11 protein-coding genes are annotated in these 13,647 nt (G+C 67.5%); 2 read left to right on the forward strand and 9 right to left on the reverse strand.

All coding sequences use genetic code 11. The features are described from left to right. Positions 1 to 29: 29 nt before the first annotated feature. The 7 genes from purH to dsbD all read right to left on the reverse strand — a co-directional run bounded on the left by purH (position 30) and on the right by dsbD (position 8,205). On the reverse strand, positions 30 to 1,613 hold the full coding sequence (gene purH, locus QLQ85_RS20290; protein ID WP_282740650.1) for a bifunctional phosphoribosylaminoimidazolecarboxamide formyltransferase/IMP cyclohydrolase: 1,584 nt from the start codon (positions 1,611 to 1,613) through the stop codon (positions 30 to 32). A 113-nt stretch (positions 1,614 to 1,726) separates the two neighbouring features. Beyond that, entirely contained in the window at positions 1,727 to 1,999 is a 273-nt protein-coding gene (gene fis / locus QLQ85_RS20295; RefSeq protein WP_282740666.1) for a DNA-binding transcriptional regulator Fis, read from the reverse strand. A 74-nt stretch (positions 2,000 to 2,073) separates the two neighbouring features. Continuing rightward, positions 2,074 to 3,135 (reverse strand): tRNA dihydrouridine synthase DusB, encoded by a 1,062-nt coding sequence (dusB, locus tag QLQ85_RS20300; RefSeq protein ID WP_282740651.1) that lies wholly within the window; start codon positions 3,133 to 3,135, stop codon positions 2,074 to 2,076. A gap of 115 nt (positions 3,136 to 3,250) precedes the next feature. Then, entirely contained in the window at positions 3,251 to 4,162 is a 912-nt protein-coding gene (gene prmA, locus QLQ85_RS20305; protein ID WP_282740652.1) for a 50S ribosomal protein L11 methyltransferase, read from the reverse strand. A gap of 103 nt (positions 4,163 to 4,265) precedes the next feature. Next, the gene (gene accC / locus QLQ85_RS20310; protein ID WP_282740653.1) at positions 4,266 to 5,609 is read right to left on the reverse strand and encodes an acetyl-CoA carboxylase biotin carboxylase subunit; all 1,344 of its coding nucleotides are present in this window, start codon (positions 5,607 to 5,609) and stop codon (positions 4,266 to 4,268) included. 29 nt (positions 5,610 to 5,638) lie between these two features. Further along, on the reverse strand, positions 5,639 to 6,103 hold the full coding sequence (gene accB, locus QLQ85_RS20315; protein ID WP_282740654.1) for an acetyl-CoA carboxylase biotin carboxyl carrier protein: 465 nt from the start codon (positions 6,101 to 6,103) through the stop codon (positions 5,639 to 5,641). Positions 6,104 to 6,351: 248 nt separating this feature from the next. Further along, complete coding sequence (dsbD, locus tag QLQ85_RS20320) at positions 6,352 to 8,205, reverse strand: protein-disulfide reductase DsbD (protein ID WP_282740655.1); 1,854 nt, start codon at positions 8,203 to 8,205, stop codon at positions 6,352 to 6,354. A 189-nt stretch (positions 8,206 to 8,394) separates the two neighbouring features. On the opposite strand from dsbD, the gene QLQ85_RS20325 reads away from it, so the two are divergent. Continuing rightward, complete coding sequence (locus tag QLQ85_RS20325; protein ID WP_282740656.1) at positions 8,395 to 9,603, forward strand: DUF2333 family protein; 1,209 nt, start codon at positions 8,395 to 8,397, stop codon at positions 9,601 to 9,603. A gap of 61 nt (positions 9,604 to 9,664) precedes the next feature. On the opposite strand, the gene ppa is transcribed toward QLQ85_RS20325, so the two are convergent. Continuing rightward, entirely contained in the window at positions 9,665 to 10,195 is a 531-nt protein-coding gene (gene ppa, locus QLQ85_RS20330) for an inorganic diphosphatase (protein WP_102628538.1), read from the reverse strand. Between the two features lie 236 nt (positions 10,196 to 10,431). On the opposite strand from ppa, the gene QLQ85_RS20335 reads away from it, so the two are divergent. Beyond that, entirely contained in the window at positions 10,432 to 12,159 is a 1,728-nt protein-coding gene (locus tag QLQ85_RS20335) for a bifunctional protein-serine/threonine kinase/phosphatase (RefSeq protein WP_282740657.1), read from the forward strand. 76 nt (positions 12,160 to 12,235) lie between these two features. Here QLQ85_RS20335 and QLQ85_RS20340 read toward each other — a convergent pair. Further along, a protein-coding gene (locus QLQ85_RS20340; protein ID WP_407650358.1) for an IS3 family transposase occupies positions 12,236 to 13,596 on the reverse strand; the annotation gives its coding sequence in 2 pieces (ribosomal slippage) (positions 12,236 to 13,131 and positions 13,131 to 13,596; 1,362 coding nt in all). Between the last annotated feature and the right edge of the window lie 51 nt (positions 13,597 to 13,647).

Raw genomic sequence — 13,647 nt, forward strand, 5'->3', positions numbered from 1 at the left:
CGGGTTTTCTTGTGTCATGCCTCGCCCTTTTAATGCCTAAAATGGCGCATACCGGTGAAGACCATGGCGATGCCGGCCTCGTTGGCGGCGTCGATCACCTCCTGGTCGCGCATCGAGCCGCCGGGCTGGATCACCGCGGTGATGCCGGCCGCCGCCGCGGCGTCGATGCCGTCGCGGAACGGGAAGAAGGCGTCGCTGGCCATCACCGAGCCGGGCACCGAGAGGCCCTCGTCGGCGGCCTTGATGCCGGCGATCTTCGCCGAGTAGACGCGGCTCATCTGGCCGGCGCCGACGCCGATGGTCTGGCCGGCCTTGGCGTAGACGATGGCGTTGGACTTGACGTACTTGGCGACCTTCCAGGCGAACGCCAGGTCGCGCATCTCCTGCTCGCTGGGCACCCGCTCGGTGACCACGGTCAGCTCGTCGCGTCCGACCATGCCCAGATCGCGGTCCTGCACCAGCAGCCCGCCGGTGACGCGCTTGAAGTCGTGGGCGTGCTCGCGCTCGCCGGGCCAGCGCTCTTCACCGACATCGAGCAGGCGCACATTGGGCTTCTCGGCGACGATGGGCAGGGCGTCGTCCTCGACCCCGGGGGCGATGATCACCTCGACGAACTGCCGGTCGATGATGGCGCGGGCCGTCTCGGCGTCGAGCGGTTCGTTGAAGGCGATGATGCCGCCGAAGGCGCTGGTGGGATCGGTGGCGAAGGCCTTTTCGTAGGCCTCGCAGGGGGTGATCCCCACCGCCACGCCACAGGGGTTGGCGTGCTTGACGATCACGCAGGCGGTCTCGGTGAAGGCCTTGACGCACTCGAAGGCGGCATCGGTGTCGGCGACGTTGTTGAACGACAACGCCTTGCCCTGCCGCTGGGTGGCGGTGGCCACGCTGGCCTCGCGGGCATCGGCCTCGACGTAGAAGGCTGCGCCCTGGTGGGGGTTCTCACCGTAGCGCATGGCCTGCTGCTTGACGAACTGCAGGTTGTAGGTGCGCGGGAAGCCGTCCTCGCCGCCGGGGACCCGTTGGCCCAGGTAGTCGGCGATGGCGGCATCGTAGCCGGCGGTGTGTTCGAAGGCCTTGACCGCCAGGTCGAAGCGGGTGGCTTCGGACACCGCCCCGTTGCCGGCGGCGATCTCGGCCAGCACCCGGGCGTAGTCGGCGGCGCTCACCACGATGGTGGTATGGGCATGGTTCTTGGCGCAGGCGCGCACCATGGTGGGGCCGCCGATGTCGATGTTCTCGATGGCGTCCTCGAGGGTGCAGTCGGACCGGGCCACGGTCTCGGCGAAGGGGTAGAGGTTGACCACCACCATGTCGATGGGGTCGATGCCGTGCTCGGCCATCACCGCGTCGTCCTGGCCGCGCCGGCCGAGGATGCCGCCGTGGATCCTGGGGTGCAGGGTCTTGACCCGGCCGTCCATGATCTCCGGGAAGCCGGTGTGTTCGGAGACCTCGGTGACGCTGATGCCGTTCTCCTGAAGCAGGCGGAAGGTCCCGCCGGTGGAGAGCAGTTCGATGCCGTGCGCGGTGAGTCCGCGGGCGAAGTCGATGATGCCGGTCTTGTCGGAAACGCTGATCAGCGCGCGGCGAACCGCGCCGGAGGAGGATTGGGCCATGGAGTCACTCTCGGGCTGGCAGTGGGTGGGTGGAATATCGGGTCACGGAAAGCGGGCCACGCAACGGGCGGTAGACAAGGCGAAGGGAGTCCGCGCGGGGCTCCCTTCGGGGTTCAGATCAGGCCGTACTGCTTGAGCTTCTTGCGCAGGGTGCCGCGGTTGAGGCCGAGCATCTCGGCGGCCCGGGTCTGGTTGCCCTGGGTATATTCGAGTACGGCGGCCAGCAGTGGCGACTCGACCTCGGCCATGACCATGGCGTAGAGGCCGGTGACATCACCGCCGTCCAGGTGGTCGAAGTAGCGTCGCATGGCGTCGTCGACGGCTTCGCGCAGCGGTTGCTGCGACGCCGCACCGGCCGGGGAGGCATCCCGGGCGGAGTCGGCCATGCCGGCGAGATCACGGGAGGTCCGGGCGGCATCTAGCCCCGACAGCTCGGGATTCTGGGGGAAGGCTTGGCTGGTCATGCGGCACAGATTCCATCCGATGCCACGGCCCGTGCCAGGCGGCTCGGGGCCGTGGCGGGCTCGTGACGAAACAGTTCGTCAATGAAGCGGCACTGGGCTGTCGAGCACTCCAGGCCATTGAAGGTGGCCCGCAGGGCGCGTCGGTCCGTCTCGCCGAGGCGGGTATCACCGGCCAGATACCAGCCGACATGCTTGCGTGCAATGCGCACACCCATGTGCTCACCATAGAAATCATGCAGGGCCGCGAGATGGTCGCGCAGGACGCCGGCGCGTTCCTCGTCGGCCGGGGGAGAAAGATGCTCTCCCTGGCGAAGGTAGTGATCGATCTCGCGAAAGATCCAGGGGTAGCCCTGGGCGCCGCGGCCGATCATCACTGCATCCGCACCAGTATAGTCGAGGACTCGGGCGGCCTTCTCGGGAGAATCGATATCGCCGTTGGCGAAGACCGGAATCCTCACCGCGGCCTTGATGGCGGCGATGGTGTCATATTCGGCCTCGCCCGAGTAGCGCTGCTGACGATGGCGGCCGTGGACGGCCAGGGCCTGGATGCCGGCGGCCTCGGCGAGCCGGGCCACGCGGACCCCGTTGTTGCTCTCGGCGCACCAGCCGGTGCGGATCTTCAACGTCACCGGGATGTCAACGGCGGCCACCACCGCCTCGAGAATCTCGGCCACCAGGACCTCGTCGCGCAGCAGCGCCGAGCCGGCGGCCTTGTTGCACACCTTCTTGGCCGGGCAGCCCATGTTGATGTCGATGATCTCGGCACCGTGCTCGGCATTGAGTCGCGCCGCCTCGGCGAGCATGGCGGCGTCACCGCCGGCGATCTGTACCGCCCGGGGGCCCGGCTCGCCGCGGTGGTCCAGGCGCAGACGCGACTTGCGGGTGTGCCATAGGCCGGGGTCCGAGGTAACCATCTCGCCCACCACCAGGCCCGCCCCGAGTTGCCGGCAGAGCTGCCGGAAGGGGCGGTCGGTGACCCCGGCCATGGGCGCCAGGATCACCCTGTTGGGCAACTCGAAGCGGCCGATCCGGGGCAGGGAGGAACGGGTCACGGGCATGATGTCGTCTGTCGGTTCGAAGGGGGCATATCATACGCCCCCGGTCGTCGATGGTGAAGGCGGTCTTTGGTCGTGCGGGCAGTGTCCGTCGTTCACGTCGCCCGGTACCCGCTGCTCACATCGCCCGGTACCCGCTCAGCCGCACCCAGCCCTCGCGCACCACCGGCTCGTCCATCAGCAGGCCCTCCGCCCGGTAGGCCTCGAGCACCTCCTCGGCCTGGGGCGCTAGGATGCCGGAGAGCGCCAGGCGGCCACCGGGGGCGACATGACCGGCGATGGTCGGTGCCAGCTCGACCAGCGGGCCGGCGAGGATATTGGCGAGCACGACCGGAAAGCCGCCGGCATCGAGCTGTTCCGGGTAGCAGAGCCGGAAGTCGGCCTCCGCGATGGCGTTGCGCTCGGCATTGTCGCGGCTGGCCTGCAGCGCCTGGGGGTCGATGTCGGTGCCTACGGCGCTCACGGCACCGAGCTTCAGGGCGGCGATGGCCAGGATCCCGGAGCCGCAGCCGACGTCGAGTACCTCGCGACCGTCGAGCGCGCCGGCCACCGCCAGGCCATCGAGCCACTCCAGGCAGAGCGCCGTGGTGGGGTGGGTGCCAGTGCCGAAGGCGAGCCCCGGGTCGAGGTGCAGGTTCACCGCGCCGGGTTCGGGGGGCTCGTGCCAGCTCGGCACGATCCATAGCCGCTGGCCCATGCGCAGGGGCGTGAAGTCGTCCATCCACTCGCGCTCCCAGTCGCGGTCGGTGAGGAGTTCGTGCTCGATCACCGGGAGCGGCTCGCCGGGCATGCTCTCGGCCCAGGCGGCGGCCAGCCGCTCGAGCATCGCCGTGATGCCCTCCAGGTCGTCATAGAGCCCGGTGAGCACCGTCTCGTCCCACAACGGGGTGGTGCCACGCTCGGGCTCGAACACCGGGTCGTCGTGGGCGTCCTGCAGGGTGATGGCGGTGGCGCCTTCGGCGAGCAGCAGCTCTTCCAGGATCTCGGCCTGCTCGGGGGCGATATGGGCCTTCAGTTGCAGCCAGGGCATGGCGGGCTCCTTGAGGCGTCAAGGGGCGATCGGATCGCCGGGGTGACGGACAACGGGAAACGAAAACGGGGTGGCGTCGGCCACCCCGCGAAGCGCTGCGCGTTTACTGCGCGAGCTTCTTTTCCAGGTAGTGGATATTCACGCCACCCTGCTGGAAGTAGCCGTCGCGGACCAGGTCCTTGTGCAGGTCGGTGTTGGTCTTGATGCCTTCCACCAGCAATTCGTCCAGGGCGTTGCGCATGCGGATCAACGCGGTCTCGCGGTCGGCGCCCCAGGTGATCAGCTTGCCGATCAGCGAGTCGTAGTGAGGCGGCACCGTGTAGCCGGTGTAGACGTGAGAGTCCATGCGCACGCCCAGGCCGCCCGGCGGGTGGTAGAGGGTCACCTTGCCGGGGGAGGGCATGAAGGTACGGGCATCCTCGGCGTTGATGCGGCACTCGAAGGAGTGGCCGTTGAGCTGCACGTCTTCCTGGCGAACCGACAGCGGCAGCCCCGAGGCGATGCGCAGCTGCTCGCGGACGATATCCACGCCGGTGACCATCTCGGTGACCGGATGCTCCACCTGGACCCGGGTGTTCATCTCGATGAAGAAGAACTGGCCGTTCTCGTAGAGGAACTCGAAGGTGCCGGCGCCACGGTAGTTAATGGTGAGGCAGGCCTGCCGGCACGCTTCGAGCACCTCGGCGCGGGCGGCGGGATCGATGCCCGGGGCCGGCGCCTCCTCGATCACCTTCTGGTGGCGGCGCTGCAGCGAGCAGTCGCGATCATAGAGGTGGATGGCGTTGCCCTGGCCGTCGGCCAGCACCTGCACCTCGACGTGACGCGGATTCTCGAGGAACTTCTCCATGTAGACGGTGCCGTCGCCGAAGGCCGAGTGGGCCTCGGTCCGGGTGACGGTCACCGCCGAGAGCAGATGGGCCTCGGTGTGCACCACGCGCATGCCGCGCCCGCCGCCACCGGCGGCGGCCTTGATGATCACCGGGTAGCCGATGCGCCGGGCGATGGTGACGATCTCCCCTTCGTCGTCCTCCGGCAGCGGGCCGTCGGAGCCGGGCACCGTGGGGACGCCGGCCTTCTTCATCGACTCGATGGCGCTGACCTTGTCGCCCATCAGGCGGATGGTTTCGGCCCGTGGGCCGATGAAGACGAAGCCGGAGCGCTCGACCTGTTCGGCGAAGTTGGCGTTCTCGGAGAGGAAGCCGTAGCCGGGATGGATGGCGCTGGCATCGGTGACTTCGGCGGCGCTGATCAGCGCCGGGATGTTCAGGTAGGACTGGGCCGAGGGCGCCGGCCCGATGCACACGGCCTCGTCGGCCAGGCGCACGTGCATCAGCTCGCGGTCGGCCTTGGAGTGGACCGCGACGGTCTTGATGCCCAGCTCCTTGCAGGCGCGCAGGATGCGCAGGGCGATCTCGCCGCGATTGGCGATGAGAACCTTGTCCAGCATGATGGGGTCCGCCAGTGTCTGTGGGAAGATCAGGAGATGACGAGCATCGGCTGGTCGAACTCGACCGGTTCGCCATCCTCGACCAGGAACGCCTCGATCACGCCATCGCGATCGGCCTCGATCTGGTTCATCATCTTCATGGCCTCGATGATGCACACGGTATCACCCTTCTTGACGCTGGAGCCCACCTCGATGAAGGGCTTGGCGCCCGGTGCCGGCGAGCGGTAGAAGGTGCCGACCATGGGCGAGGTCACGGCGTGGCCCTGATAGGCGGGTGCCGCTTCGCCGGCGGGTTCGGCGGGAGCCGCTGCGGCCGGGGGGGCGGCGGCCGCCGGTGCCGGTGGCGCATAGCCCTGGGGCATGGGCTGCTGCCAGTTCGTGCCGTTGGGGTGTCGGCTGATGCGTACCGATTCCTCGCCTTCCTGGATCTCGATTTCGCTGATGTTGGACTCTTCGAGCAGTTCGATCAGCTTCTTGACCTTGCGGATATCCATGACTCTGTCTCGATCGATTGGTATCGGTGGGTGGCGGCAGCCCCGGCGACGCTGTCAACCCGGGCCAACTCGCAATAGATCGCGGCAAGATGGCGACTCTTCCCGCCTCTATCGGCCTTGATAAGGCATTGACGCCGGAGTGTGCCGAAAATCGGCGTGGATGTCCAGCGAGCAGGAGAACAGCGTTCGATCGCGAGATTCAAGCACCTGTTCGGCGATCTTCGCGGCCCCCGCCCCAACGCGCAGGCTCAGCCCCGGCGGGCCTCCAGCCGCTCCAGCACCCCCTCCAGGTGGCTGGCCAGGGCGGCGGCGCGCACCTCGCCCTGGATGCGCGCTGCGCGGATCTCCTCGGCGTCATCGAAGAACAGCAGGCTCGGCGGGCCGAACAGCCCGAAGTGGTCGAGCAGCTCGCGGGAGGTGTCGTCGGTCGCGGTGACGTCGACATTGATGCGGGCGAACGAGGAGAGCGGCTCGGCGACCCGGGGGTCGGGGTAGACATAGCGCTCGAGCTGCTTGCAGGAGATGCACCAGTCGGCGGTGAAGTGGACGAAGGCCGGGCGGCCCTCGTCGTTGGCAGTCCGCAGGGCCACCTCCAGGGTATCGAGGCTATTCACGGTGGTGACCTCGGTCGCCTGCCCGGTGAGGGGCACCGCGGCGGTGGAGGCCAGGGGGCGAAGCGGATCGTGGGCGCCGCGGGCGGCGCCGAGCACCAGGGCGACGCCCCAGGCCAGCAGCAGGATGCCGGCGGCCTGGCGCACCCGGGGCCAGCCCTGGGCCTGGTTGACGGTCAGTGCCCCCAGCGCGATGGCACTGCCGATGGCCAGGGCGGCCCATAGCAGCAGGGCCATGGCGGGTGGCAGCAGGCGCTCGACCAGCCAGATCGCCACACCCAGCAGCAGAATGCCGAAGGCGATCTTGACGCCGTTCATCCAGGCGCCGGTGCGGGGCAGCAGGGTGGTGCCGAAAGTGCCGACCACGAGCAGTGGCACGCCCATGCCGAGTCCCAGGGCGAGCAGGGCGGCGCCGCCCAGCAGGGCGTCGCCGGTGGTGGAGATGAACACCAGGGCGCCGGCCAGGGGCGCCGAGACGCAGGGCGAGACCACCAGTACCGAGAGCGCGCCGGCCAGTGCCAGGCCGCCTGGGCCGCTGCGCTGGGCGCGAGCCTGCCAGGCGTCGAGTCGTCCGGCCAGCCGGGGGGCCAGGCGCAGGTTGAAGGCGCCGAACATGGCCAGGGCGAAGAGCACGAACAGTACCGCGAAGCTGATCAGTACCGGGGCGGACTGCAGCCGCGCCTGGAGGTTGAGGCCGGCGCCGAACAGCCCCATCAGCACGCCGACCACCGAGTAGGTCAGTGCCATGCCGGCCACGTAGCTGGCCGAGAGGGCGAAGGCGCGCGGGCGGGTCGGGTGCTGGCCGACGATGATCGACGACAGGATCGGCACCATCGGCAGCACGCAGGGGGTGAAGGTGAGCCCCAGTCCGGCGAGGAAGAACAGGCCCAGGGCCAGCGGCAGGCTGGCATCGCTCATCAGGGCGCTGAAGCGGCTATCGTCGCTCTGGGGGGCGACCATGGCGGAGGCGCTGCGCGTCCCCTCGTCGTCGGCGCCACCACCGCTGCCGTCGCCGCTGGCGCTCCAGCCGGCGAAGGCCGCCGGCGGCGAACTCTCGGACGCCTGCAGGTCGACCCGTTCCGGGGGGTAGCAGAGGCCGGCATCGGCGCAGCCCTGGAAGGTCAGGGTAAGGTCCAGCGGCCCCTGGGCGGCCTTCTCCAGTGGCACCTCGAACACCACCCGGTCATAGAAGACATGGACATCGCCGAGGAACTCGTCGCTCTTGAACTCGCCCGGCGGTAGCCGGGGTTCACCCAGCTCGAGTGCTTCGTCCCCGGCCTCGACAGCGAACTGGTGACGGTAGAGATAGTAGCCGTCGGCATTCTCGACCCCCACGAACAGGGTCTCGCCGTCGTGCCAGGCACTGGGCTGGAAGGCCTCCAGCACCGGCAGGAAGTCACCGTCGGAGCCGTTCGAGGAGAACCACTGGGCGTGACCGGCGAGCGGCAGCAGCGCAAGGGCGAGCAGGCAGGCCAGGCGTCTGATGATCAACTCGGTCTTCCTCTTCCAGGTAGGCGCGATTAGGACTCTGGCGGCTGCTCGGGGTTCCACACCGGGCGCCGCGAGAGAGTTCAGCTGCTAGGATAACCCAGGAAGCCGGCACTGTTGATCGCATGATGCCGCTCCGGCTGCGCTTCATTGTCGCGCCGCCGCCTTTGCCAACTTCAGGGAATCAGGACCATGGCTTTGACGGAAAAGGGTGCCGCCAGGCGCCGCAGGAGGACCGAGGCACTCGAGCGACCGGACTATGGCTGGATCTGGAAGCCGCTGCTGGCGCTGGTGGTGATCTACCTGCTGGTGGTCGTGGCGCTGGGGATCTGGTGGAGCCGGGAGCCGGCGACCTTCGACGTCGAGCAGGCCGCCGCCGAGCAGCGCGGCGAGTCGGCATCCTCTCCGGCTGCCCGTGGCGCCGTCACCACCGCCACCCTGATGAGCGTCGTGAGTACCCTGCGCGACAAGCCCGGTGGCTACCTGCGCAACGACATCGCGCCGCCGGGGCTGTGGCTGGACAACATGCCCAATTGGGAACTGGGGGCGCTGAAACAGGCTCACGACCTCTCCCGGGCGCTGCCGACCATGGAGGAGGGCGACCAGCCGGCGCTGGAGGAGGTCGCCGACCGACTGGGAGGGGATGGTCGCGACTGGCTCTATCCATCGACCGAGCATCGTCTCGAGCAGGCGTTCGACGCTCTCGACGACTACCTGGCGGCGCTGGGCGAGGAAGGGGGAGCGGGCTTCGACGCCGGCACCGGCCTGGTGGCCTGGCTGGAGCAGGTCGGCAGGCGGCTCGACGATCTGGGGACGCGGCTCTCCGCCAGCGTCGGCAGCCGTGAGCGGCTGCGCGACCTGGGCATCGATGCCGGCGAGTTGCCTTCGCGCACGCCCTGGTACCGGGTCGACGATATCTTCTTCGAGGCCCGCGGGACCGGCTGGGCGCTCCTGCATCTGCTCGAGGCAGTGCGCCGCGACCAGGCAGACGCGCTCGAGCGGGCCGATGTGCTGGGCGAGTGGGAGTTGCTCGTCGCCGAGCTCGAGCGGACCCAGCGACGGCTGTGGAGTCCGATGGTGCTCAACGGCTCGGGCTTCGGTATCTTCGCCAACCATTCGCTGGTGATGGCCAACCACGTGATCCGGGCCAGGGACCTGGCCCGGGAGCTGGCCCAGGCGCTCGACGCGCCGCCGGCCGGGTTGGCCGCCCCCGAGGCGGTCGAGGAGGAGCAGCCCGTCGAGCCGCCGGTGGAAGCGGTGGAACGCAGCGAGGATGCCGGGGGAGAGAGCCCGCCCCCGGCCCTGGCATCGCCCGAGGAGGCCCGGGAGGACGAGCAGACCGGGGAGTCCGAGCCGCTGTCGGAGCCGACCCCGGAGGAGGGTGGGGCGTCCGAGGGGTGAGCCCCGATAAACGAACGGGCCGCCCGGAGGGGCGGCCCGTTCGCGTGTGCGAGAGGCGTGATCAGGCCTTCTGGTAGGCGGCCACGGACTTCTCGATCGCCTTGCGGGCGGCCTCGGCGCCTTCCCAGGACTCCACCTTCACCCACTTGCCCTTCTCGAGATCCTTGTAGTTCTCGAAGAAGTGGGCGATCTGCTGGCGCAGCAGCTCGGGCAGGTCGGTGACCTCCTGGACATCGTCATAGAGGGTGGAGAGCTTGGGATGCGGCACGCAGACCAGCTTGGCGTCCTCGCCGGCCTCGTCGGTCATGTTGAGGATGCCCACCGGGCGGGCACGGATCACCGCACCGGCCTGCACCGGATAGGGCGTCACCACCAGGGCATCCAGGGGGTCGCCGTCGTCGGCCAGGGTGTGCGGGATGAAGCCGTAGTTGGCCGGGTAGAACATCGGCGTGGCCATGAAGCGGTCGACCAGCAGCGCGCCCATGTCCTTGTCGATCTCGTACTTGATCGGCGCGTGGTTGGCCGGGATCTCGATGGCGACGTAGACGTCGTTGGGGAGTTCCTTGCCGGCGGGGATGTTGTCGAAGTTCATCGTCGCTTCCTTCGGTTGGCGAAAATCCGGATAGGCGAAAAATCCGGCGAATTATACGGAGCCGGGGCAGGTATTACCAATGCGACATAGGTGCCGACGCGGGGCGTGGGTGGCGCGTGCGGCCATGGTTGACACTCCAGCCGCACCGTCACGAGTGTATCATGGTGTTCCGATGAACCCCTGGCCCGTGACGACGTGCCGTTTCGACCCCGAGGTTCGACCCTGAGGAGAGCATCTTGGCATCCGCCCCGCTGTCACTGAGTTATGGACAGGCCTTCGTGGCCCCGGACCTGCGCCGGCACCGCAGCTCGATGTCGGTGCGCGTTCCCGAGCAGACGCTCATGCGTGCCAAGGGTGCCTGTGCGGTGATCAGCGACTCCATCTCGCGCAACGCCATCGCCAAGCAGGCGGGGGATCTCAGCGTTCGCGGTTTCCTGGCGGATTACTTCTCGACCCCCGACCACTGGGACGTCAAGAGCTCGGCCACCCGGGTGCTGCGTGCCCTCAACGGCTGGTGTTACAGCCAGAGCCAGCACCTCGAGGAGGGAAGTTATGTCTCCTCGCTCTCGGCGCTGGTCTACCGGGGTCGCGAGGGGCATCTCTTCCACATGGGCGACACCCTGGTGTTCCGGCTGCGCGGTGCCGAGTTCGAGCAGCTCTCCCGCGATCATGTCACCGACCTGGGCGGTTATCGCTATCCTTCGCGAGCGCTCGGCATGGATGGCAGCATCGACATCGACTACATGCGCATGCCCCTCAAGCAGGGCGACCTCTTCCTGTTCACCACCCAGGTGGCGCAGGGCACCCTGATGCCTTCGGACTACGTGCGGCTGATCCGCCAGGACGCCAGCGACCTGGATGCCGCCTGCGAACGCCTCGCCGAGGCGGCGGTCGCGCGGGCCCAGGAGCGTGGCTATGGTGCCGAGCAGTTCTGCTTCCAACTGGTGCGCATCGATCAACTGCCCGACGAGGAGCAGGACACGCCGGGACGGGTCTACGGTGACCTGCCGATCCCCCCCGAGCTCTCCCCCGGCGAGCGCCTGGACGGGCTGGAGGTTCAGGCGGTGCTGTCGCGTACCGCCCAGTCGCGGGTCTACCGCGTGCGCGACGTGCACAGCGAGCGGGAGATGGTGATGAAGGCGCCGAGCCCGGAGCTCTCGAACCGCAATGCCTACCTGGAGCACTTCCTGCTCCAGCAGTGGGTGGTGGAGCGGGTCAAGTCGCCGTTCGTGGTGCGCATCATGGAGCCCTCGCGGCCGCGCCGCCATCTCTACTACCTGATGGCCTACGTGGAGGGGGAGACCCTGACCGAGTGGGCACGACGGCATCCCCAGGCGAGTCTGGTCCAGCGCCTGGACATCGCCAACCAGCTCGGCAAGGCGGTACAGGCGCTGCACCACCGTGACCTGTTGCACCAGCAGATCCATCCCGGCAATGTGCTGATCGACACCCATGGCCAGGTGGTGCTGACCGACTTCAGTGCCTGTCACCTGCGTGACGTGGACGGCCACAAGCGCTCGCGGGAACTGGTGCGTCAGGTGGGGCTCACCGAGCACAGCGCCCCGGAGTATGCCCTGGACGACTCGGTGGGGCGGCGCAGCGACCAGTACTCCTTTGCCTCCACCGTCTACTGGTTGCTGACCGGCGAGTTGCCCTATGCCCTGACACCCGACCGATTGCGCGGCCACACCGACCTGGAGCAGCTCGCCTATCGCAGCGCCCGCACCCTCAACCCCGAAGTGACGCCGGCGCTGGACGATGCCCTGCGCCGGGCGCTGGATCCGCAGCGCGCGCTGCGCTACCGGCGCATGTCGGAGTTCCTCCATGCGCTGCGTCAGCCGCTGGGGGCCGAACGGGACGGCTCGCGCACCAGCCCGCGGATGCTGCGTGAGCCGGGCGGTTTCTGGCAGGGGGTGGCGGGTATCCTGCTGCTGCTGCTGGTGCTGTCCTGGCTATTGCGCTGATGCGTCAGCAGCGTTGGTGGGGCCACAAGAAAGCCCCACCGGATGTGAACTGACCCCCAATAGTTGGACGGTTCGTTCAGCCGGCGCCCAAGGCCTGAGTCCTGTACTGTACGGGGCTCAGGCCTTTTAGTTTCAGCCTGATGCGCTCGTGGTTGTAGTAATGGATGTAACGATCGAGGCCTTGCTGCAACTGCTCAACCGTATCGAACCGGTTCAGGTGGAAATACTCGGCCTTCAGGGTGCCGAAGAAGCTCTCCATGGCGGCATTGTCCAAGCAGTTGCCCTTGCGTGACATGCTCTGGGTCAGCGCCTGTCCTGCCAACAGGGCGCGATAGGTGGGATGCTGGTAATGCCACCCCTGATCGGAATGCAGCAGTGGCCGGTCCGAGTGCTTCAAGCGGGCAAAGGCCTGCTGCAGCATGTGCTTCACCAGTGAGAGTACGGGACGCCTGCTGGTCTGATAGGCGACGATCTCGCCGTTGTAGAGATCCATGATGGGGGACAGATACAGCTTCTGTCCGTCGACGTTGAACTCCGTGATGTCGGTCACCCACTTCTGATTCGGTCCTTCTGCCTGAAACTGCCGGTCGAGTACGTTGGGAGCCACATGTCCCACTGCTCCTCGGTAGGCGCGATACCGCTTTGGGCGAACCAGGGACTTCAAGCCCAGCTGTTGCATCAAGCGCTGGACGGCCTTGTGGTTGATCACTTCACCTGCCTGCCGTAGGGCAGCAGTGATGCGGCGATAACCATAGCGCCCTTTGTGGCTATCGTAGATCGCCCGGATACGCGCCTTCAGGGGCGCGCACTGATCGTCAGCGCCCAGGGCCTTGAGCTGGTAGTAGAACGTGCTGCGCGGTAGCTCTGCCGCACGCAGCAGCAGAGCCAGCGAATGCTCGTGCCTTAACCCTTGGACGGCTTGGGCTTTCTGCCCTGCGTTGCCGCCTGCTTCTCCCGGATCAAGGCATCGAGCTTTTTTAGATAGGCGTTCTCCGCCCGCAGATACGCCAACTCTTTGAGCAACTCCTCATGAGAGCGCTCTTCATCAGGTGGGGGTGGTGGTGAAGGCGGCTTTTTGACCATCGGGCGGCGTCCCTTTCGCTTTGGCGATAACGCAGTCAGGCCACCACTATGGTACTGCTGCTCCCATATGCCAATAGCGGCATCTCCGCGAATATCGAACAGGGTGGCAGCCTGCCGGCGTGACAAGCCATCTCGCCACATTCTCTCGAGTACCGCCAGCTTGAAGGCAGCACTGTAGTGACTGTACTTCTTGCCTAGCCCCGGCGCGCCATGCTGGCGGTAGCGTTCCCGCCATTTACGCACCAGGGAATGGTCAAGGCGATGCTGGCGAGCCACCTCGCGTAGGCTAGTGTCCTCATGCAAACACTGCTGCACCACTAGCAGCTTGAACCACTCGTCGTATCGATTGCTCATAGAAACACCCCGAGGGTTGGATTAGGTGTCCAACTTTCGGGGTGCAGTTCA

Origin of the sequence: Halomonas kalidii, from assembly GCF_030010475.1 — a bacterium.
GTDB lineage: Bacteria > Pseudomonadota > Gammaproteobacteria > Pseudomonadales > Halomonadaceae > Halomonas > Halomonas heilongjiangensis.